Here is a 21,279-nt window from a genome sequence, read left to right as displayed (position 1 = left end):
ATACTATAGATTATATCATATTTTTTTTCTTAAAAAGCAGAAACTTTTTTTTATTTTCCTTTGATAATCCTAAATTTTATGATATAATATTTTCGGTCCATTGTTTTAAATATGTGTGTCTCTTTTTAGATTATCACCTATTTTACGTTTAGGAACAAATAAATTTTTTATATAATATTAGGAGGTTTTGATTTGGCAAACAATAAATCAGCTAAAAAGAGAGTAATTTTAAATGAAAGAAACAGAGTTAGAAATCAAGCAGTAAAAACTAGAGTAAAATCTACAACTAAAAAGGTACTAGCTTCTATTGAAGATGGTAATAAAGAAGTAGCTTTACAAGTTTTATCTGCAGCTTATAAAGAGTTCGATAAAGCAGTTTCTAAAGGTGTTTTCAAGAAAAATACTATATCTAGAAAAAAAGCTAGACTAGCTGCTAGAGTTAACGCTTTATAATTAGATTTAAATAACTAATAAGTTAAACCCGGAAGAAATTTCTTCCGGGTTTTTTCTTTTCTTATAAAAATTATATATTTATTAACATTTCTATCAAAGAAGCAACTACTATCCCCAGTATAAAAAACAAAGTTAAACTTCTATATCTTTTTAAAAAATAATTTATAACTTTTGTAAATAAAGCAATTCCTAAAATTACTCCCACTCCAAAATAACCAAGTGGTAAAAAATCTAAATTACTTATATAATATATTACATTTTGATGTTCTCCTAAAGCTAGCAACAACAAAGATCCAGAAATACCTGGAATTATCATCGCTCCTCCTGCTAGAGATCCACAAAATAATAACTTTATTCCATAAGATGTATCAAAAGTTTTCCTTATCTGAAAACTCATATCTTCAGCACTAAACTTATGAACTAACATGAAAAAAGTTAAAACAAAAACCATTCCTAAACAAAAATAAATTATATTTTTTATCTCTTTTATTCTTTCCCCTTTAACAACTATTGGAATAGAAGGAAGAACCAAAACTACAAAAATAAGTTTTGTATATAAAGGATAATTCGCATATAAAAATTCTACTATTCTAGCAAATCCTAAAATTCCTACAACTGCTCCTATTATTATCGGAGCGATAAAAATAATATACTCTACCTTTTTCTTTATTGAAGCTGTTATAAAATTAGCTAAGGCTTCTATCAATTTGTCATAAATTCCAAAAACTATTGCCATAGTTCCCCCTGAAACTCCTGGTATAACATTCGCAATTCCAATCCCCATACCTTTAAACATATTTATAATAAAATTATTTATTTTCATTTTTCCTCCAAAGCACTATTGATGTTTTTATATTCTAACATACTTTTATTAAAAATTGGAAAATAAATAAAAAATAGTCACGTTATTATTTTTTTAAATAATAACGTGACTTTTATTTTTTATTACTACCTACAAACTAAAGTTTTAAAGCTTTTTAAAGCTGCGCTTTGAACTTCTTTTTCTTTAGAAGTAAATAATTCTTTAGAAATATTTTCTTCTTCTCTTATATCAGTTTGATTGTTAAAATAAGCTCTTAAATTGAGATTAAAAGAAACAATAACTGACAAAATTAAAAAAACTAAAGATAAATAACCAACAATTAAATTCTCACCTAAAAATAAAGCTATAACAATAAGTGCTGCTAAAACTAAATTCACATTTTTTTCAAAAATATAACCTTTCATTAAAATCATCTCCATATATAAATTTTTAAAAATTAAATAACCTTTGATATATAAAATATTATATATGTTTTTTTTGTTTTTTCAATGATTTTATATTTTTATTTATTTTTTTTGAATTTTTATATCTTTATAGTTTTTTTTGTTTTTTTATCAATCATTTTTTATTTAAAATAATTATTATTTTCCTATAAATCTCCTTTTTTTATAGCGATTGACAAAGTCACTATTAATCCACCCCAAACAGCTACACATCCAAATATCATCATAATTAAAGCTGATTTATTCATATATTAATCCTCCTCTTCTGAATTTTTCCATTGTTTTCTAAAAAATATAGTAGCAAAAATAACCATTAATAAAATAGTTCCCCACCCGAAAACTATCTGCCCCATAAATGCAGCTTTATCTGTTGTCTTTAAATCTACTAATTTTTTAAATCCACCGATTAGATTACTTACAACTGTTATCCCAAGCATAGCTGGAGTTAAATACTTTAATAAAAAATTAAATATTTTTCCAACTTTAAAATCTGAATATTTATTAGCATCTACTCTTATTTTTTCAATTCCATAAACATAACTTATTAAAATTGACTCTACTAGACCTAAAGTAGCTATAATATATTGACCAACATGAGCATCCACTATATCTAATATAAAATTAAATCCTGCATAAGTTGCAAAACAAGCACTTCCTAAAAATCCAACTATAGAAATAAACCCTACCAATTTTTCTCTTTTTATATCAAATTTATCTAGTGCTGCTGCAGAAAAAGACTCAAGCATTGATATACTTGAAGATAATCCCGCTATGAATAAACAAAAGAAAAATAAAAATCCAATTATCCCTTGAAGAAAAGTATTTGTAGTGATTGTTGATACAGCAATTGGAAAAGCAATAAAAGCTATACCTGCTCCTGATCCAAAAGAATTAAAATCAACACCCATATTATGAACTAAATATCCTAAAGTTGAAAATACAGTAATTCCTGCAATTATATCAAAAGAAGCATTTGAAAATACAGTAATAAAAGAGTTGTTAACTATATCCCAATCTTCACCTAAATAAGATCCATAAGCTATCATAACCCCCACTGCTAAAGTTGTAGAAAAAAATACTTGAGCATAAGCTGCTACCCATATATTTGGATTTAAAATTTTATTAAAATCTGGAGTAAATAGTTCATTTAATCCCAAAGTTGCCCCTGGTAATCTCACTGAATTAATCATAAAGGCTACCATCATAACCATTAATAAAGGAGTAAATATCTTAGAAGCTTTTTCTATTCCTTGAGATACCCCATTTTTAACAATCAACCAATTTCCTAACCAAACAACAATCACAAAACCTAATAAATATTTACTTATTCCTGCTGCAAAATCAAAAGGTCCTGAACCTCCACCTACTATCATTCCCATTATTTTTCCTGGATCAGACATCCAATTTATTATCCCAAAAGCATGTCCCAATGACCAAACCATAAATATAACAGAAATTGATATTATAGTACTATAAAACATCATTACTATAATTGGAACCATAACCTGAAGCCATCCAATCCACTCATATTTTTTGCCTAACAACCTAAAAGCTTTTGTTGATCCCCCTCTTACTTTTCTTCCATAAGTATACTCTAGTATCATTAGCGGAATAGCACACGTAAATAAAGCAACTATATAAGGCAAGAAAAAAGCTCCTCCTCCATTCCTATAAGCTTGAAATGGAAATCTCCATAAATTACCCAATCCAATAGCTGCTCCTACTGCTGCAAAAATAAATCCTCTCCTACTTCCCCACACTTCTCTTTTTTCTGCCATACCAACCTCCTAGATATTTCCCCTACTTAAATAACCTAAAAAAATTATTTCAAAATATAAGCTCGCCCTTATATATTTAGACAGTTCAAAGTTCTAATTTATAGTAATTTAATTTTCTGATTTTAAATATCTATATATAGTTTTTTCCGAAGTATTAAATCTTTTTGCTAATTCCCCAATATTTCCTTTTAAATTAAAAACACCTTTTTCATCTAATCTTTTAACTATTCTAATTTTTTCTGAAGTAGTTAACGCATCATTTGGTTTCTTTATTTCACTAAACATTTTATTAATCATTTTCTCTGAATATTCTTCAACTGTTATTCTAAAAGTTTCCTCTTCATATTCTTGTGTTAAATTTCTTTCAGGTCCTCCTGTAATACTTTTTAAAGTCTCATTTAAATAGTTAGCAGCTGAAATAATTTCAGAAATATCTATTTTAATATTTAATATACCTATTATTTTTTCTTTTAATTTATCTTCTATAAAATAAGTTGAAATTCTACATAATTTTCCATTTTTATCTTTCCCAGGAATTTTATTGATTACATTCCCTTTAATATTTTTATATTTTTTTATAATCTTTAAATACATATTTGGAATAGAACTCCCCAACTTTTCATTACAATTTAAAGTTTTCGCTACCAATTTACCTTCTTCATTTTTTAAAAAACTATATAAATTTATTTCTACATCTTTCCCTAAAGAATTCCCTAAAAACTCTACCATAAATTTATAATGTTTTAAAATTTCTTGATTTTCTATTTAAATCACCTCTCATTTTTGGAATTTTTTCTCATTATAACTGAAAATAAGATTTTTTTCTCCAATACAATACTAATTATAATATATTTTTAATACAAAACAAATATATAAAATATATCTTGGCCTCTATTTACCTATTTTTTAGGATTTTATCTATTTTTTGTAACTATTTATAAAATTTATTTTTTACACATTTTATTATAAAACCTTATTTTTAAAATAGTTATATTTTTAATTTTTTTATCTATTAAAACAATAAATCATATATCCCATTTATAATAATACTTATTCTTTTATTATTTAGTATTATCTTTAACTTTTTTTAAATACCTATAAATACTAGCTTGAGAACATTTAAGTTTTTCAGCAACATATTTTACTGCTCCCCTTAGTATAAAAACACCTTGATTACTCATTGTCTCCACTATCCTCATTTTTTCATCTAAGGTTAATCTTTCTACTGGCATACCCAAACCATCTATACTTACTTTCAATATTTCATCTACAGCGTCTTCCATAGAACTATAAAAATTTTCAAATTCATTTTTATTAATTTCTTTTAATTCTGGCTTATCAATATAAATATTTTTTTCTCGAGCAAAATCATTTGGATGACATAACCTTAAAACATCTTCAACTAAAAGTTGATACCTACTATCATCAAAATTTATACATAACAATCCTAATAATTCATTATTTGAACTTTTTATAAAATAAATATTTGACCTTAACATCTTTCCTTCTTTCGATAAAGATATATAATCAGATATATAGTTTTTACTTTTATAAACTCCTTTAGATATCGCTTCCATAGATTTTTTATTTAATGGTGCTCCTACTTTTCTACCACTGATACCTCCATTAGCTATAGATATTATAGAACTCCCCTCAAAAGAAAAATCATATAAAACTATTTCATAATCTGGTCCTAAAGTATGGGCTAAAAAATCAATTAACCCTAAATATGGATAAAGTTCTGCTTTCATCACAAACCTCCTTTTTTCATTATGAGAATATTTTATCACAGAGATAGGTTTTTTTCAATATTGTCTTATCTCCTTAATAAACGTGCCTTAAAACGGGCCCTAATATGAAACATAAAAAACTTTTATAAAACTTTTTTATGAAATAGTTGACATTTTTTTATCTTGGTGATAAAATATTTTCATAAAGATAAATTATTTATGTTTCTTTATTTTGAAAGAGAGATTCGCGATATCTTTTTCAATTTATAATTTAAAACTTTTATTCGCTGACCGCTAATCATTATTGATAACCGGGGCACAGAAAAAATTTATATAATTTTGGAGGTGTTTTGTAATATGGCAGTAAAATATATACCTGAACCATTTAGAATTAAGATGGTAGAAACTATTAAGATGTTAACTAGAGAAGAAAGAATTCAGAAGATTAAAGAAGCTAATTATAATCTATTTAATCTTAGAGGAGAAGATGTCTATATCGATTTGCTAACTGATTCAGGAACAAATGCAATGAGTGATAAACAATGGGCTGGAATTATGAGAGGTGACGAAGCATACGCTGGAGCTTCAAGTTATTATAAATTATTAGAAGCTGGAAAAGATATTTTCCAATATGGCTATATTCAACCTGTTCATCAAGGAAGAGCAGCTGAAAAAGTTTTATTCCCTACATTTTTATCTGAAGGGAAATTTGCAATTTCAAATATGTTTTTTGATACTACTCGTGCTCATGTTATTTTATCTGGAGCTCGTCCTATTGATTGTGTGATTGAAGCTGCAAAACATCCTTTTAAACGTTGTAAATTCAAAGGAAACATGGATATTGAAAAATTAGAAAAACTTATTTTAGAAAAAGGTCCTGAAAACGTGGGACTAGTTGTTATGACTATTACTAATAACTCTGCTGGTGGGCAACCTGTTTCCATGGAAAACATCAGAAAAACATCTGAAATTTGTAAAAAATATAATATAACATTTAATATTGATGCTGCTAGATATGCTGAAAATGCTTATTTTATAAAAAGAGATGAAGAAGGATATCAAGATAAATCAATCAAAGAAATAGTTAGAGAAACATTCTCTTATGCTGATATGTTTACTATGTCTGCTAAAAAAGATACTATTGTTAATATGGGTGGACTTATAGGAGTTAAGGATGCAAATAGCCCTTTAATCTTAAAAATAAAAGCTGCTTGTATTTCTTTTGAAGGATTCTTTACTTATGGAGGTTTAGCTGGAAGAGATTTAGAAGCTCTTGCAATTGGACTTTATGAAGGATTAGATGAAGATTATTTAAGATACAGAAATGGACAAATGGAATATTTAGCTTCTAGATTAGATGATGCTGGTATAGCTTATCAAGCTCCAATCGGTGGACATGGTCCATTTATAGATGCTAAAGCTATGTTCCCTCAAATTCCTTATAATGAATTTCCTGGACAGGTTCTTGCTATCGAACTTTATATTGAAGCTGGAATAAGAACATGTGACATTGGATCTTATATGTTAGGTAACGATCCTGATACAGGTAAACAACTTCATGCAGATTTTGAATTTACTCGTCTTGCTATACCTAGAAGAGTTTATACTCAATCTCATTTTGATATAATGGCAGATGCTATCATTGCTGTTAGAGATAGAGCTAGCCAAATTAAACGTGGATACAAAATTACTTGGGAACCACCTATTCTTCGTCATTTCCAAGCATCACTTGCTCCTGTTGAAGAATAAATTATATAAATATTAAAAAAAGGCTCTAATTAGAGCCTTTTTTATATAGGTTTTCTTGATAGTTTTCTAGAAATTCCTTTTTTCTTAATCTTTATTATTCCAAAAACACATAAAGCTGAATAAGTAGAATAAATTCCATAAGCAATTATCCCATATATTCCTAGTTCTTTTTGATTTAATAAAAATGTTAAAATAATAAAGAATATAAATACTATATTTATATTTCTTTTTAAAATATATTCCTTCATTTCAATCATCTCCATATATAAATTTTTATTTATTAATTTTATCTTAATCCAAAAAATATTATATACTCTTTCGAGATAAATTTCAATTTTTTTTTAAAATCAAGAATCTTTTCTCACTTTAACTTTTCTCTAAATTCTTTAGGTAACTCTAGTTTAACCTCTATATTAAATTTTTCAATTTTACAATAAAAAGAATTTAGAAACAACATTTTTTCTCTACCATTTCCATATCTCGTATCTCCTAAAATAGGATAACCTAAATTAGAAAGTTGAACTCTTAATTGGTGAGTTCTTCCTGTCAATAGTTCCCCTTCTAGCAATGTTAAATTATTTTTTCTCTTTATTACTTTAAAAATAGTAACCGCTAATTTGGAACCTTTATCCTCTTTAGAAGTAACTATAACCTTATCTTCTATTTTTTTTAAATAATTTTCTATTACAAATTTATCTTGATCTATTATTCCTTTAACCAATATGTAATATTTTTTTTTAACTCTATTTTCTCTTATTTCTTCAGTTAACAACCTTGTAGATATTTTATTTTTTGCTCCTATAACTAAGCCTGATGTTTTTTTATCTATTCTATTTACAAAATTAAAATCATTTGATTGAAAATAAGCTTTAAACATTTCTGAAATTCCATAGTCAAATCCACTTCCTTTGTGCATAACCATATCTTTCTTTTTATTAAAAATTAATAAATCTTTATCTTCAAAAACTATTCCCTCTTTCAAAAAATTTTTGTCTTTATTTTCCAAATTTATAAATTTTATTTCTTCTTCTGGTACTTCTAATCCTATAAATACTTTATCCCCTTCAACCAGTCTATAATTTTCCTTTTTTTTCTTATTATTGACCTTTATTTTGCCTATTCTTAAAGCTTTAAATATTTCTGTTAAAGGTGTTGTCTTTAATTTTTTTCTCAAATATCTATCTAATCTTACACCTTCATTATCTTTTTCTATTATATATTTCATAACTTCCTCTATATTTTATGTATTTTAACACTATTTACAACACCAATCATTAAAAATCCAAAGATAAATGAACTTCCTCCATAACTCATGAATAAAAGAGGTAATCCTGTAACTGGCATTATTCCCATTATCATTCCTAAATTTATAAATGTATGAAAGAAAAATATACTGGCAATTCCATAACATACAAGTTTTCCATATTCATCTTTTGTTGAATCTGCTATCTTTAAAATATTTAAAATTAAAGCTAAGTAAATTACAACTAAAATTATTCCTCCTATAAATCCTCTCTCCTCTAGAAAAACTGATCCTATAAAATCTGTATGAGATTCTGGTAAAAATCTTAATTTACTCTGAGTTCCTTGTAAAAATCCTTTCCCAAAAATTCCTCCTGAGCCTATAGCTATTTTAGATTGGACAACATTCCAACCGCTATTTGCTAAATCTGCTTCTGGATTTAAAAAGGTTAATATTCTTCTTCTTTGATAATCTCTTAATAAAAAGAAATAAGCTATTGGAATTGAAGTAATCCCTGCTATTATTAATTTAAAAATAGTTTTAAAATCTATCCCATGAACAAAAACCATAACTCCATATATAAAAATAATTACTAATGAAGTTCCTAAATCTGGCTGTTTTGCTATCAATAAAAAAATAGGAGCTATATGAAAAAAAGAAAATATTATATTTTTTATTCCTGTAAAATTTTTATTATAATTTAAAATTAATACTTCTCCAAAAGTTAAAATTATAAATAACTTAGCAAACTCTGCTGGTTGAATATTTACAACACCTAAATCTATCCATCTTTTAGCACCTTTTGCACTGTCCCCAAAAATAAAAACAGAAAGTAACATTAAAATATTAAAAACATAAATCACTTTATAATACTTAGCATATTTTTTATAATCTATTAAAGATACAAAAAAATAAACTAATAACCCTAATCCTGACCAAATAATTTCTTTTTTAAAATAAACTAATGTTCTATAAGATGTTGCTGTATAAACAGTAGATAAACTTATAATTATTAATAAAATTACTTTTAATACCAGGTAATAATCCGCTTTTTTTATTTTTTTTTGCAATACTAAAATATCTCTTTTATTCATATTTTCTCCCTAATTATTTACCTGTATGACCAAATCCTCCTGCTCCTCTTTCAGTTTCAGATAAATCACTTTCTACTAAATTCATTTGATATACCTTCCCTAATATAAGTTGAGCTATTCTTTCTCCTGGTTCTATTGTAAAATCATCTTTACTTAAATTTATTAAAATTATTCCTACTTCACCTCTGTAATCACTATCTATAGTTCCTGGAGTATTTACTAACGTTATTCCATGTTTTAACGCTAGTCCACTTCTTGGTCTAACTTGTACTTCATATCCTACTGGTATTTCCATTTTTATTCCTGTTGGTACTAATTTTCTTTCTAAACTTTTTAAAGTCATTGAATTTTCTATGTTTGCTCTAACATCCATTCCTGCTGATCCTTCAGTCATATAAACTGGCTTTTTTACACCATCTTCTAATATTACTTTTACTACTACTTTTTCCATTTCATCTCCTTCTTATATATTCCCTAATATTGTTTTTGAATAATATTTTTTATTAAATATTTTATTTGCAACAATTTTTATATCTTCTATTGTTATCTTGTTTATCTCTTCCATTAATAAATCTAAATCTTTAACTTCTTCATAAAGTAAATATGAATTAGCCATTCTATTCATTCTTCCCTTTGTACTTTCTAATCCGAAAGTAACTGCACTTAAAAATTGATTTTTAGTTTTTTGTAACTCATAAGCTGTTATTCCATTTTCTTTTATATCATTAAATTCTTCTTCTATCATTTCTATTACTTTTTTATAATCTTTTTTTGTAGTTCCTGCATAAATTGTCAACAATCCACCTTCTTCATAAGAAGAAGTATAACTATAAATAGAATAAGCTAATCCTTTTTCTTCTCTAACTTTTTGAAATAATCTTGAACTCATATTTCCTGCTAAAACATTGGAAAGTATTGCTATTTCATATTTTTCAGGATTTTTTAACGAACTACCTAAAGTATTGAAACATAAATGAACTTGATTTGTATCTTTTTTTATTATATTTTCACCTGAATTTATAGACATATCTCCATTATAATTTCTATCACTATTTTTATCTTCTATATTTCCAAGTCCATCATTTAAAATATTATAAATTTCTTCTTCAGAAAAATTTCCAGCAACTGAAATAACTATGTTTTTTGCTATATATCTTTCTTTAAAATAATTTATTAATTTTTCTCTAGTTAAATTTTGTACACTTTCTATACTCCCTAACACTATATTTCCTTGAACTCCATTTATTATCATATGAGCATTTTGATCATGAATAATTTCTTCAGGAATATCATTATACATATTTATTTCTTCTATTACTACTGATTTTTCTTTTTCTAAATTTTCTTCTGAAAAAACTGAATTTAGAAACATATCTGTTAAAATTTCAATACCTTTTCCTATGCTATTAGATAACATTTGTACATAATAAACAGTGTTCTCTTTTCCTGTATAAGCATTAATTAAGCCACCTTCATTATCAATAATCTCAGATATATCTTTTGCTGTCTTTGTTTTTGTTCCTTTAAACATCATATGTTCTAACAAATGAGAAATTCCTTCTTCCCCTTTTAATTCATTTTTTGCTCCTGTTTTTATAAAAATCCCCAAAGAAATACTATTTATTCCTTCTATTTTATCTAATAAAACTGGTATCCCATTTTTTAAAATCCTTTTTTTTATATTATTGCCCAAAATCTCCTCCAAACTTAATATTCTGATTTATATATCAAATATATTCCAAGTAATAAAAATAAAATATTAGGAATCCATCCTCCTAAAAAAGCATTTATCAAACCATTCTTACTCAAAGCTTCAAATAATCCTTGAATTATATAATAACCATATCCAAAAAATATACTTATTCCTATTGTTTTTGCTGATGCTGCCCTTACGTATCTACTTCCTAAGGACAAACCAATAAGAATAATTACTAAACTAGCAAAAGGGAATGAATATCTTTTTCCTAGTTCAACTAAACCACTTCTAGTATCTCCCCCTGTTATTTTCATATTTATTATTTCTTTTCTAAGTTCTTTATTAGTTAAAAACTTAGGGTTTGTTGATAAAGTAAAGAAATTTTCAGGTTGTTCATTAAATTCTTTATTTGAATAATTTTTTATTTTTTCTGACTTTTTATTTAAAATATCATTTATAACTACATCAGATAATTTCCATATTTTTTCATTTTTATCAAAATTTGCATTTTTAGCTATTATAACTTTTTCTATTTCAGAAAAAGTTTCATTCATTTTTATTATTTGAAAATCTTTAGCTGTTTCTTTATTAGAATTAATGTATCCTATATAGTAAACATTATTATTTCTATCTCTTAAAAAAGCATTTCTTTTTTCTATAGGAATAGTTTTTATAATTTTATCCCCTTTAAGTTCTCGCATTCTTCTCTCACTTCTAGGATAAATATTTCCATTTATATAATAAACTACTAAAGATATTATAAAAGAAATTATTATTGGACATACTATTATTCTTCTAAAACTAATTCCTGATGTCTTTAAAGAAATTATTTCTAAATTACTTGCCATTTTATTTATAAACATTAATGAACCTAGTAACACTGCTAATGGAGTCATATTAACTATAACTTCTGGTAACATATTAAATAAATAAAGTACTCCTTGATAAGAAGACATTCTACCATCAGCTACATATCTAAAAACTTTAAACAATTGACTCAATAAAAATATATTCATAAAAGCAATTAAACTAATTAAAAATGATTTTATAAAATTTTTGCTTATATATATGTCTAATTTTTTCATTTTATATCACCTTTCCCTTTTTTCTATAAAGAGAATAAGTCAAAATTATTAGAAAAATGTTAGAGAACCAAACTCCTATAAAAGGAGATATTATTCCTCTATATGCAAAAACCATCCCTAAATTTAGAAAAACTATATATATAAAAATTATACCTATAGCTACTCCATAATTAGTTCCTTTTCCACTTCTCTTATTTCCAACTGAAAGTAAAACTCCTAAAATTGATAAAATTATCGCTGATATTGGTACTGCTATTTTCCTATTTATCTCTACTAAATAAGGTAATTTATCTTCTTTATCACTGCTTTTATATTCATTATACAATGTTGCTACTCCCATTCCTTCTATATCTTTCATTTTTATTTCTACATCTCTAAAATAATTAGTTAAAGGAATCTTTTTTTCTTTGAATTTTCCTCTTAATTGTTCTTCTCCATTTTCTTTAAATCTATAAAATTTTGAATCCTCTAAAATCATAGCTGCATTTTCCCAATATGTTCTTGCACCTGTAATTAAAGTGGGATATTTTGTATTTTCTTTAAAAAATATAAGAACATTTTTTGCATCTTTTGTTTTCGGATCTATTTCATCTATGTATATCTTATACTTATCAACTTCATCTATTAAAACTTTATCTTTTAACTGGAAAACAGGGTTATTATAAACCATCTTTATTGATAATTGTTGTAATTTAACATATGATCTCGGAATTATGCTTTCTTGTAAGAAAAATATAAATATTGTTCCTATCACCCCAACTAAAGACATTAATTTTAATAATTTTTTCAATGATATTCCTATTGAATTAATCGCTGTTATTTCGCTATATTTTGTTAAATTTCCAAAAGTAACCATTACTCCTAAAAAGATTCCCATAGGTATTGTCTGTGATAAAATCATAGGTAAATAAAAGGATATCATTCTAGATACATCTATAATTGATATTCCTTTAACTATAATACTCTCTAACATGGATACTATTATCTCTATCAGGAAAATAAACGTAAACAAAGAAATCCCAAAAAAAATTGGCATTTTAGCTTCATTTAAAATGTATCTATTAATCATCTTCATAATTTTCTCCTAAAATAATTTATCAATATATTTATCTATTAATCTTCCATCTCTTAACTCCATTAATTTTTCTTTGAATATTTCTGGAATATAATCGTTTATTTTATCACTATTTTCTATAAAATATGCATTTACTTTACTATCTTTTCCAAAATCAGAAATTTTAGGAAAAGAATCTAAGACTATATTATAGATTAATATTACTAAAAAAGCTATTAATATCCCTTTTAATAAACTTAGAATTCCCCCTGATACTCTACTTAGTAAAGATATTCTTTGCCTTTTCAAAAAACTATTTAAAAGATGTATCACTAAACTAAAGAACATAAATATCACAACAAAGGTTATTCCATAAACATAATTATAACTATATCCCCCTACATATGATTTAGCTATTTTTATAACAATTGGAGCTATTTTTTGAGTAATTATAAAATTTATAACAACGCCAAAAGTTGACATAAATTCAACGATAAATCCATTTCTTATTCCAAAAATAAAAGCTAATGATACTATCACTAGTATTGCAATATCTAAATACATTCTTGCCTCCTTTAAACAATTTTAACCCAAAGAGCTTTCAAATATAAAGTTTCTGGTACATGTAGTATCCAAGGATGATCCTCTGGTTGATAATTTATCCCAATAACTTGAAGTCTCTTCCCATTATTTGAAGCTGCCATTCTTGTTACTTCTATTAAATCTTGAAGTCCCATATGATATGCGCAAGTTATAACTCCTAAAATTCCACCCTTTTCCATTAATTTAAAACTACTATCACAAAGATCAAAGAAAAAATCTCTTCCCTTTCTTATTTGAGCTTTTCTTTTTATTAAAGAAGGGGGATCTAATGTAATAACATCATACTTTTCTCCTCTACCTATTAAAGTTTTTAGAAGCATAAAAGCATCTCCTTCTAAAGTATCAAAACTATTTTCAAAATTATTAAGTTCATAATTTTTTCTACATAACTCTAAAGCATGTGAATCTTTATCTATTGCTACAACTTTTTCACATCCTTCTTTCATAGCTGCTATTGAAAAACCTCCAGAACTTGAAAAAACATCTAAAAATCTAGTCTTATTATTTAAATAAGGTCTAATAAATTTTCTAGAATCTCTTTGATCTAAGAAAAAACCTGTTTTTTGTCCATTTTCAATATCTATAGTATATTTAAGTCCATTATCTTCCATTATTATTTCATTAGGAATATCTCCATAAATTATACCTGTTTTTTCTTCTACTCCCTCATGAACTCTGTTTTGTACATCACTTCTTTCATAGATTCCTTTAGGTTTCATATATTTTTTTACTGCATTTATTATTTCTTGTCTAAATATTTCTATACCTGAATTTCTAAATTGAATAGATATATATTTATCAAATTTATCTATTACTAATCCTGGTAGTCCATCAGCTTCTGAAAAGAAAACTCTCATACAGTTTGTTTCTTCTTGTAATAATTTTCTATTATCATAGGCTACTTTTATTTTATCATATATAAATTTTTTATCTATTTTTTCATCTTTAGTAGTTAAAACTCTTACAATTGCTGAAGTTCCTTCTGTAACATACCCTCTCCCAACAAACTTCATATCTTCTCTTACTACATCAACTATATCTCCAGTTTTTATTTCTCCTATAATTGTTTTAACTTCATCTTTAAAGACATTAGGATAAAAATTTTCTATTTTTTTTTCTTTTCCTTTTAATAATATTATTTGCGACATGTTTCTCCTTTTATAATCTATAATTTTTTATTCAACATAAACCCTTTTCACTCTTTTGCTTATTCCTGTAAATATTTCATAAGATATAGTATTTGAAATCTTTGCAACCTCTATAATATTTTCTTTGTAAAGAATTACTTCATCTCCTACTTTAATCTTATTTATTAAACTTTCAGGTATTTTCACCATAAACATGTCCATACATACTCTTCCTGTTACTGGACATTTAATATTGTTTATAGTTACAAAACCTTTGTTAGATATTGATCTTTTAAAACCATCTGCATAACCAGCTGAGATTGTGGCAACCATATCCCCTTTTTTCAAGTGTGCTGTTCTTCCATAAGAAATATCACAATCTTCTAATAAAACTTTTAAAAATAAAACTTTACTTTTAAAAGTTACAACTGGTTTAAAACCATCAATATATTTTTCTCCACAAATTCCATATTGAATTATTCCAGCTCTCACATAATTTCCATTATCTTGTCCACAATATCTTAATATTCCACCACTATTTAAAAGATGTCTATATTTTATTGTTTCTATTCCTTTAAATTCATTAAATTTTCTTATTTGTTCTTTTGTATAACTTTCACTTTCTTTTTTTTCTTCATCTGCAACTGACAAATGACTATATACCCCTATTATATTTTTTACTTTGTTATCTTCTACATATTTTATTAATTGATCTATTTCAATGTCATTAAAACCTACTCTTCCCATTCCTGTTTCTATTTTTAAATGACATTTAATATTTAAATTATTTTTATTTATATATTTCAGTTGATCTAATGATGTAAGAGCTATTTGAAGATTATATTTTTCAATTAATTTTAAATCTTCATTAAAAACACCACCAAGAATCAATATATTATCATTTATATTTGCTTCTCTTAGCTCAATTCCTTCTTCTACTGTTGCAACAACAAAGAAATCTACACCACATTTTCTTAATTCTTTAGTTAATCTAACTGCTCCCATACCGTAAGCATTTCCTTTAACTACTCCTATTAATTTTTTATTTCCTATTTTTTTCTGAAGGGACTTTATGTTCCATCTGAAATTACTTAAATTAATTTCTAACCAAGTTCTCATACTCTCCTCCATCTTATAGTATATAAAGCCATCTTAAATTTAAAGATGGCTTTATAAATTTTAATTATACTACTATTTTTTCATAATCTTCTGACTCTTCTTGTCCAATATATTTACTTGCATCTACTTTCCCATCTCTATTTTTCTCGAATAAATATATCAAAGGAGTAGCTATAAATATAGAAGAATACGTTCCTGCAATTGTTCCTATTAATAAAGTTGTTATAAATGTTTTTAAACTATCTCCACCAAAAACCAATATTGCAATTATTGCAAGTAAAGTTGTTACTGAAGTATTGATTGATCTTGTTATAACTTGATTTATACTTTTATCTAATAATTCTCCAAAATTAGAATCTGATTTTCTTTTTAAAGTTTCTCTTATTCTATCAAAAACTACTATTGTATCATTTATAGAATAACCTAAAATAGTCAGAACTGCTGCTATAAACGGAGTATTTATTTCATAGCCTAACAATGCTATACCTCCAATTGCAATTATAATATCATTTACCAAAGCAAATATTGCTGCAATAGCAAATTTAAACTGGAACCTTAAAGTTATATATAGAATAATCATAGCTCCACCAATTAAAAGTGATAATATAGCTGATTTTTTTAATTCAGACCCAACGCTTGCTCCAACTTTATCTTCCTTTATTATTTCATATTTTCCAACTTCTTTTATATTATCATAAAATTCAGCTTTTTCATCCTCTGATATTTCTTCTATTCTTATAAGTAAATCACGTCCTTCTGAAATTTGAACCTTTCTTGCATTTGGACTAAATTGTTTAATGTTTTTAGAAAGCTTATTTAAAGATTCATTAACTTCTTTATTATCTAAAACTTTTTCAAACTTCAGCTGAAATAAATTTCCACCTGAAAAATCTATTCCATAATTAAGACCTTTAGTAAACAATGTTATAACTGAAATTATAATAGCAATCAAAGAAATAGAAACCCATTTTTTACTATTTTTTATTATTTGTACTTGCATTAGTCTTCCCTCCTACTCCAAATAGTTTAGCATTTTTTACATTAAAAACGTTTACAAGTATATCCATAAATACTCTTGTTATTGTTATAGCTGTAAACATTGATGCAAGAGTTCCTATTGTTAAAGTTACAGCAAATCCTTTTACTGCCCCTGTACCAAATACAAATAATATTGTAGTTATTATTAATGTTGTTACATTGGAATCAAATATTGCTACAAATCCTTTACTAAATCCAGATTTTATTGCTCCATTAACAGTATTTCCAAATCTAAGTTCTTCCTTTATTCTTTCGAAAATAATTACATTAGCATCTACTGCCATTCCTGCAGATAATATAAGACCTGCTATTCCTGGCAAAGTAAGAGTTGCTCCTATAAAATTAAGAATTCCAAAAGTAATCATTCCAAAGCAAATTAATGCTAAGTCTGCAACTAAACCAGGAACTCTATAAAATATAAACATAAATATTCCAATTAAAGCTATCCCAACCTTTGCTGCAACTAAACTAGCTGCGATTGATTCATCTCCTAAAGATGCCCCTACTGTTCTAGTTTCTATAATTTCTGCTTTTATTGGTAATGCTCCTGAATTTAATAACATGGCTGTTCTTTTTGCTTCTTCCACTGTATAATTTCCACTTATACTTCCTGATCCACCTGGAATTTCTGTTTTTATAACTGGAGCTGTTTGAACTTTTCCATCTAAAACAATAGCTAGTTGTTTTCCTACATTTTCTCTAGTTATTTTAGCAAATTTAATTGCTCCTTCTGGTTTTAATTCAAAATTTATTTGAGGTTCTCCAAGTTGTCCATAACCAACTTGAGCTTTTTTTAAAGATTCCCCTGTTAATAATGTTTCTCCTAAGTTCCCATCTCCATCTAATATTCTAAATTCTAATAATGCTGTTTTTCCTATAACTTTTATTGCTTCTGTTGTATCTTTTACACCTGGTAATTCAATTATAACTCTATTGGTACCAGCTTTTTGAACAACTGATTCTGCTACTCCAATACCATTTATTCTTCTATCTAAAACCTCTATTAAACTATCCATAGTTTCATTAGTTATAATTTCCCCTTCTTCTTTAGGCTCTGCTTCTAAAACAGCATAAACACCACCTTTAAGGTCTAATCCTAACTTGACAGGTTCTTTAAAAATTAGATATGACGAACCTACCAATACTGTTATTACCAATAATAATTTTAAAAATATTTTAGACTTCATAACGCCTCCAGTAATTTTTATCTTTTAGAATCTAAAAAAGTTTGAAGTATTATTGCTGCTGCTATTTTATCTACAACTTTTCTTTTTTCTAAAGCTCCTTTTTTTCCACCATCAGTTAACATTCGATCAGCTGAAACTGTTGTTAATCTTTCATCTACTTCATAAATTTCCAAGCCTTCAATATTTTTCTTTAATTTTTTAATATATTCCCTAACTTTTTCAGCTTGTCTTTTCTCTGTCCCATCTAAGCTTTTAGGAATTCCTACAACTAAAGACTTTGTATTATTTTCTTTTAAAATTTCTGCTATTCTTTTTACTGACTTAACTTTTTTTCTATTTATAACTTCATAAGGGGTAGCGACTATCCCCATTATATCAGATCTCGCTACACCTATTCTTACATCACCTACATCTAAAGATATATACTTTTTATACATACTAACCTCTTATAAACTTTCTACTAAAATATCTTTAGCTTTATCTAAAGCTTCTTTTACTTTAGCACCATCTTTCCCACCTGCTTGAGCAAAATCAGGTCTTCCACCACCGTTTCCACCTGCTATTACTGCTAATTGTTTTACCAAATTTCCTGCTTTTATTTTAGATGTTAAATCTTTTGTTACCCCCACTGCAAATATTGCTTTTCCGTTATCTGCACCTAAAACAACTACACAACTTCCTAATTTTTCTTTTGCTTTATCTACAATATCTCTTAAAGATCCTCCATCTTTATTTTCAAATCTTTTAACTAAAACTTTTATTCCTTTTATTTCTTCTACTTCTGAGAATAAAGAATTAGCTTCATAACTTGCTAATTTTAATTTTAATTCTTCTATTTGTTTTTGAGAATTTTTTAATTCTTCCACTGTTTTTTCTACTTTTTCTTCTAATTTTGAAGAAGTTGTTTTTAAAGTTTTAGAAACTTTTTCTATTAATTTTTCCATAGATTTTACTGTTTCATAGGCTTTAAATCCTGTTTGAGCTTCTATTCTTCTTATTCCTGCAGCTATTCCAGTTTCTGAAACTATTTTTAACATTCCTATTTCTGAAACATTTTTAACATGAATACCACCACAAAGCTCTGTTGAAAAGTCACCAAAAGAAACAACTCTAACTATATCTTCGTATTTATCACCAAATAAAGCCATTGCTCCAGTTTCTTTAGCTTCATCCATAGACATATTTCTAATATTTGATGCTAAGCTTTTCGCTATTTGAGTATTTACTAATCTTTCTACTTTTTCTAATTCTTCATCTGTAACTGGTTCATAATGATTAAAATCAAATCTTAGTCTTTCTGGAGTAACTAAAGAACCTGCTTGTTGAACATGATCTCCTAATATTTCTCTTAAAGCTTTTTGTAATAAATGAGTAGCACTATGATTTTTAGCCATTGCTTCTCTTCTATTTTCAGCTACTTCCATTCTAACTTCAATTCCTTCTACAAAATTATATATACCATTAAGTACTTTTACTGTATGAGTATATATTCCTTTTTGTTTTTGAACATCTATTACATTTCCAGTTGATCCATTTCCTGAAATAATACCATTATCAGCTTGTTGTCCTCCTGCTTCTGCATAAAAAGGAGTCTTATCTGTAATTATTGTATATATATCTTCTTTTATTTTTGATACATGAAGCACTTTTGCCATTTCTGATAAACTAGTATAACCTGTAAATTCAGTTTTCCCATATTTATCAAAGAAAGCTTCAATAAAACTATCTTGACCTTTTTCCATTATAACTTCTCTTGAATTTCTAGCTTTATTTCTTTGTTCTTCCATTTTTTTATCAAATTCATTTTTATATATTTTTATTTCATTTTCTTCACAAATTTCTTCTGTTAATTCATAAGGAAAACCATAAGTATCATATAATTTAAATGTAATATCTCCTGATAAATAATCTTTTTCTAACTTTTTAGCTTCTCCAATAGCATTCATAACATGTTGAATTCCCTGATCTAAAGTATTTGAGAATTTTTCTTCTTCTATTTTTACAACTTTTTTAATATGTTTTATATTTTTTTCTAACTCAGGATAAGACGCTTTCATTAAATCTATAATTACATCTATTATTTCAAATAAGAATAATTCTTTTACTCCTAAAAGTCTTCCATGTCTTATCGCTCTTCTTAATATTCTTCTTAAAACATATCCTCTTCCTTCATTTGAAGGGATTACTCCATCATTAACTAAAAATGTTACTGCTCTTGCATGATCAGCTATAACTTTTAATGAAAAATCAATCTTTTCATTTTCTCCATATTTAACTTTTGCTATTTTCTCCATTGTTTGAACTATTGGAAATAATAAATCTGTTTCAAAGTTATTTGATTTCTTTTGTAATACTGCTGTAATTCTTTCTAAACCTGCACCTGTATCTATATTCTTTTTAGGTAATGGTTCTAAACTTCCATCTTCCATTCTATTCCATTCAGTAAATACTAAATTCCAAATTTCAATAAAACGATCATCTGTTCCTTCATCTCCAAGTTTAGAATTTTCATCTCCACCAAATTCAATTCCTAAATCTACATATATTTCTGAACAAGGTCCACAAGAACCTGTAGGTCCTGCAGCCCACCAGTTATCATCTTCTCCTAATCTAACTATTTTTTCTTTAGGAAAATTGCATTCTGAAATCCATAATTCTTCAGCTTCATCATCAGTATCAAAAACTGAAACCCATAAATTTTCTTCTTCTATTCCTAAAACTTTAGTTATAAATTCATATGACCAAGAAATAGCTTCTTTTTTAAAATAATCTCCAAATGAAAAATTACCTAGCATTTCAAAGAATGTATGATGTCTTGCTGTTCTCCCAACATTTTCTAAATCATTTGTTCTAATACATTTTTGGAATGTTGTAACTCTTGGTGTTGGAGCTGGTTTTTGTCCTAAAAAGAAAGGCTTAAATGGAACCATTCCTGCCACTGTTAATAATAAAGTTGGATCATCTGGTATTAATGATGCACTTTCAAAATGTTTATGATTTTTGCTTTCAAAAAATTCTATAAATTTACTTCTTACCTCGTTTCCTGTTAACATGTTT

At 26.3% G+C, this 21,279-nt stretch carries 22 protein-coding genes; 2 read left to right on the top strand and 20 right to left on the bottom strand.

The window, feature by feature from the left end:
- Positions 1-192: 192 nt before the first annotated feature.
- A complete protein-coding gene (gene rpsT / locus Q7K47_10790; GenBank protein ID MDP0507678.1) occupies positions 193-453 on the top strand; it encodes a 30S ribosomal protein S20 in 261 nt (86 codons plus the stop codon).
- A gap of 70 nt (positions 454-523) precedes the next feature.
- On the opposite strand, the gene Q7K47_10785 is transcribed toward rpsT, so the two are convergent.
- The 6 genes from Q7K47_10785 to Q7K47_10760 all read right to left on the bottom strand — a co-directional run bounded on the left by Q7K47_10785 (position 524) and on the right by Q7K47_10760 (position 5,248).
- Positions 524-1,276 carry a DUF368 domain-containing protein gene (locus Q7K47_10785; protein ID MDP0507677.1) on the bottom strand — a complete coding sequence of 251 codons (753 nt, stop codon included), beginning with the start codon at positions 1,274-1,276 and terminating at the stop codon, positions 524-526.
- A 125-nt stretch (positions 1,277-1,401) separates the two neighbouring features.
- Positions 1,402-1,680 (bottom strand): hypothetical protein, encoded by a 279-nt coding sequence (locus Q7K47_10780; protein ID MDP0507676.1) that lies wholly within the window; start codon positions 1,678-1,680, stop codon positions 1,402-1,404.
- A gap of 185 nt (positions 1,681-1,865) precedes the next feature.
- Positions 1,866-1,967 (bottom strand): MetS family NSS transporter small subunit, encoded by a 102-nt coding sequence (locus Q7K47_10775; protein MDP0507675.1) that lies wholly within the window; start codon positions 1,965-1,967, stop codon positions 1,866-1,868.
- 3 nt (positions 1,968-1,970) lie between these two features.
- On the bottom strand, positions 1,971-3,497 hold the full coding sequence (locus Q7K47_10770) for a sodium-dependent transporter (protein MDP0507674.1): 1,527 nt from the start codon (positions 3,495-3,497) through the stop codon (positions 1,971-1,973).
- Positions 3,498-3,605: 108 nt separating this feature from the next.
- Positions 3,606-4,247, bottom strand: coding sequence for a helix-turn-helix domain-containing protein (locus Q7K47_10765; GenBank protein ID MDP0507673.1), 642 nt, complete (start codon positions 4,245-4,247; stop codon positions 3,606-3,608).
- Positions 4,248-4,558: 311 nt separating this feature from the next.
- Entirely contained in the window at positions 4,559-5,248 is a 690-nt protein-coding gene (locus Q7K47_10760) for a PAS domain-containing protein (protein MDP0507672.1), read from the bottom strand.
- Between the two features lie 336 nt (positions 5,249-5,584).
- Between Q7K47_10760 and Q7K47_10755 the strand changes: the two genes are divergently transcribed.
- Positions 5,585-6,976, top strand: coding sequence for a tryptophanase (locus tag Q7K47_10755; GenBank protein MDP0507671.1), 1,392 nt, complete (start codon positions 5,585-5,587; stop codon positions 6,974-6,976).
- Positions 6,977-7,017: 41 nt separating this feature from the next.
- Here the strand turns inward: Q7K47_10755 and Q7K47_10750 are convergent, their stop codons facing one another.
- From Q7K47_10750 to alaS, 14 genes are all read right to left on the bottom strand, one after another.
- Complete coding sequence (locus Q7K47_10750; GenBank protein MDP0507670.1) at positions 7,018-7,224, bottom strand: hypothetical protein; 207 nt, start codon at positions 7,222-7,224, stop codon at positions 7,018-7,020.
- Between the two features lie 113 nt (positions 7,225-7,337).
- On the bottom strand, positions 7,338-8,201 hold the full coding sequence (locus tag Q7K47_10745; protein ID MDP0507669.1) for an RluA family pseudouridine synthase: 864 nt from the start codon (positions 8,199-8,201) through the stop codon (positions 7,338-7,340).
- An 8-nt stretch (positions 8,202-8,209) separates the two neighbouring features.
- A complete protein-coding gene (gene rodA, locus Q7K47_10740) occupies positions 8,210-9,313 on the bottom strand; it encodes a rod shape-determining protein RodA (GenBank protein ID MDP0507668.1) in 1,104 nt (367 codons plus the stop codon).
- Between the two features lie 13 nt (positions 9,314-9,326).
- Positions 9,327-9,764, bottom strand: a complete 438-nt coding sequence (gene dut, locus Q7K47_10735) for a dUTP diphosphatase (protein MDP0507667.1) — start codon at positions 9,762-9,764, stop codon at positions 9,327-9,329.
- Positions 9,765-9,776: 12 nt separating this feature from the next.
- A complete protein-coding gene (locus Q7K47_10730) occupies positions 9,777-11,006 on the bottom strand; it encodes a pitrilysin family protein (protein ID MDP0507666.1) in 1,230 nt (409 codons plus the stop codon).
- A 14-nt stretch (positions 11,007-11,020) separates the two neighbouring features.
- Complete coding sequence (locus Q7K47_10725; GenBank protein ID MDP0507665.1) at positions 11,021-12,094, bottom strand: LptF/LptG family permease; 1,074 nt, start codon at positions 12,092-12,094, stop codon at positions 11,021-11,023.
- A gap of 1 nt (position 12,095) precedes the next feature.
- Positions 12,096-13,169 (bottom strand): LptF/LptG family permease, encoded by a 1,074-nt coding sequence (locus tag Q7K47_10720; protein ID MDP0507664.1) that lies wholly within the window; start codon positions 13,167-13,169, stop codon positions 12,096-12,098.
- Positions 13,170-13,178: 9 nt separating this feature from the next.
- A complete protein-coding gene (locus Q7K47_10715) occupies positions 13,179-13,712 on the bottom strand; it encodes a CvpA family protein (GenBank protein ID MDP0507663.1) in 534 nt (177 codons plus the stop codon).
- Positions 13,713-13,723: 11 nt separating this feature from the next.
- Complete coding sequence (locus Q7K47_10710) at positions 13,724-14,899, bottom strand: class I SAM-dependent rRNA methyltransferase (GenBank protein ID MDP0507662.1); 1,176 nt, start codon at positions 14,897-14,899, stop codon at positions 13,724-13,726.
- Between the two features lie 27 nt (positions 14,900-14,926).
- Positions 14,927-15,997 (bottom strand): alanine racemase, encoded by a 1,071-nt coding sequence (alr, locus tag Q7K47_10705; protein MDP0507661.1) that lies wholly within the window; start codon positions 15,995-15,997, stop codon positions 14,927-14,929.
- A gap of 64 nt (positions 15,998-16,061) precedes the next feature.
- On the bottom strand, positions 16,062-16,997 hold the full coding sequence (gene secF, locus Q7K47_10700) for a protein translocase subunit SecF (protein MDP0507660.1): 936 nt from the start codon (positions 16,995-16,997) through the stop codon (positions 16,062-16,064).
- The gene (secD, locus tag Q7K47_10695) at positions 16,972-18,222 is read right to left on the bottom strand and encodes a protein translocase subunit SecD (GenBank protein MDP0507659.1); all 1,251 of its coding nucleotides are present in this window, start codon (positions 18,220-18,222) and stop codon (positions 16,972-16,974) included. Before secD ends, secF begins: the two co-directional genes overlap by 26 nt.
- Positions 18,223-18,239: 17 nt before the next feature.
- Entirely contained in the window at positions 18,240-18,659 is a 420-nt protein-coding gene (gene ruvX, locus Q7K47_10690) for a Holliday junction resolvase RuvX (protein ID MDP0507658.1), read from the bottom strand.
- A gap of 9 nt (positions 18,660-18,668) precedes the next feature.
- Entirely contained in the window at positions 18,669-21,275 is a 2,607-nt protein-coding gene (gene alaS / locus Q7K47_10685; protein MDP0507657.1) for an alanine--tRNA ligase, read from the bottom strand.
- Between the last annotated feature and the right edge of the window lie 4 nt (positions 21,276-21,279).

The organism is Fusobacterium sp. JB019, assembly GCA_030673965.1.
In the GTDB taxonomy this organism is placed as follows: domain Bacteria; phylum Fusobacteriota; class Fusobacteriia; order Fusobacteriales; family Fusobacteriaceae; genus Fusobacterium_B.
The sequence above is the reverse complement of the archived record's forward strand: the minus strand, read 5'-3'. Positions and strand labels throughout refer to the sequence as shown.

Bases quoted from the DNA above. Each gene is read 5' to 3' on its own strand.
- Q7K47_10720 (MDP0507664.1), bottom strand. From the start codon at position 13,169: ATGAAGATGATTAATAGATACATTTTAAATGAAGCTAAAATGCCAATT.
- Q7K47_10725 (MDP0507665.1), bottom strand. From the start codon at position 12,094: ATGAAAAAATTAGACATATATATAAGCAAAAATTTTATAAAATCATTT.
- Q7K47_10755 (MDP0507671.1), top strand. From the start codon at position 5,585: ATGGCAGTAAAATATATACCTGAACCATTTAGAATTAAGATGGTAGAA.
- secF (MDP0507660.1), bottom strand. From the start codon at position 16,997: ATGCAAGTACAAATAATAAAAAATAGTAAAAAATGGGTTTCTATTTCT.
- dut (MDP0507667.1), bottom strand. From the start codon at position 9,764: ATGGAAAAAGTAGTAGTAAAAGTAATATTAGAAGATGGTGTAAAAAAG.
- rodA (MDP0507668.1), bottom strand. From the start codon at position 9,313: ATGAATAAAAGAGATATTTTAGTATTGCAAAAAAAAATAAAAAAAGCG.
- Q7K47_10750 (MDP0507670.1), bottom strand. From the start codon at position 7,224: ATGAAGGAATATATTTTAAAAAGAAATATAAATATAGTATTTATATTC.
- alaS (MDP0507657.1), bottom strand. From the start codon at position 21,275: ATGTTAACAGGAAACGAGGTAAGAAGTAAATTTATAGAATTTTTTGAA.
- Q7K47_10770 (MDP0507674.1), bottom strand. From the start codon at position 3,497: ATGGCAGAAAAAAGAGAAGTGTGGGGAAGTAGGAGAGGATTTATTTTT.
- alr (MDP0507661.1), bottom strand. From the start codon at position 15,997: ATGAGAACTTGGTTAGAAATTAATTTAAGTAATTTCAGATGGAACATA.
- ruvX (MDP0507658.1), bottom strand. From the start codon at position 18,659: ATGTATAAAAAGTATATATCTTTAGATGTAGGTGATGTAAGAATAGGT.
- Q7K47_10760 (MDP0507672.1), bottom strand. From the start codon at position 5,248: ATGAAAGCAGAACTTTATCCATATTTAGGGTTAATTGATTTTTTAGCC.
- Q7K47_10780 (MDP0507676.1), bottom strand. From the start codon at position 1,680: ATGAAAGGTTATATTTTTGAAAAAAATGTGAATTTAGTTTTAGCAGCA.
- secD (MDP0507659.1), bottom strand. From the start codon at position 18,222: ATGAAGTCTAAAATATTTTTAAAATTATTATTGGTAATAACAGTATTG.
- Q7K47_10745 (MDP0507669.1), bottom strand. From the start codon at position 8,201: ATGAAATATATAATAGAAAAAGATAATGAAGGTGTAAGATTAGATAGA.
- Q7K47_10785 (MDP0507677.1), bottom strand. From the start codon at position 1,276: ATGAAAATAAATAATTTTATTATAAATATGTTTAAAGGTATGGGGATT.
- Q7K47_10775 (MDP0507675.1), bottom strand. From the start codon at position 1,967: ATGAATAAATCAGCTTTAATTATGATGATATTTGGATGTGTAGCTGTT.
- Q7K47_10710 (MDP0507662.1), bottom strand. From the start codon at position 14,899: ATGTCGCAAATAATATTATTAAAAGGAAAAGAAAAAAAAATAGAAAAT.
- Q7K47_10715 (MDP0507663.1), bottom strand. From the start codon at position 13,712: ATGTATTTAGATATTGCAATACTAGTGATAGTATCATTAGCTTTTATT.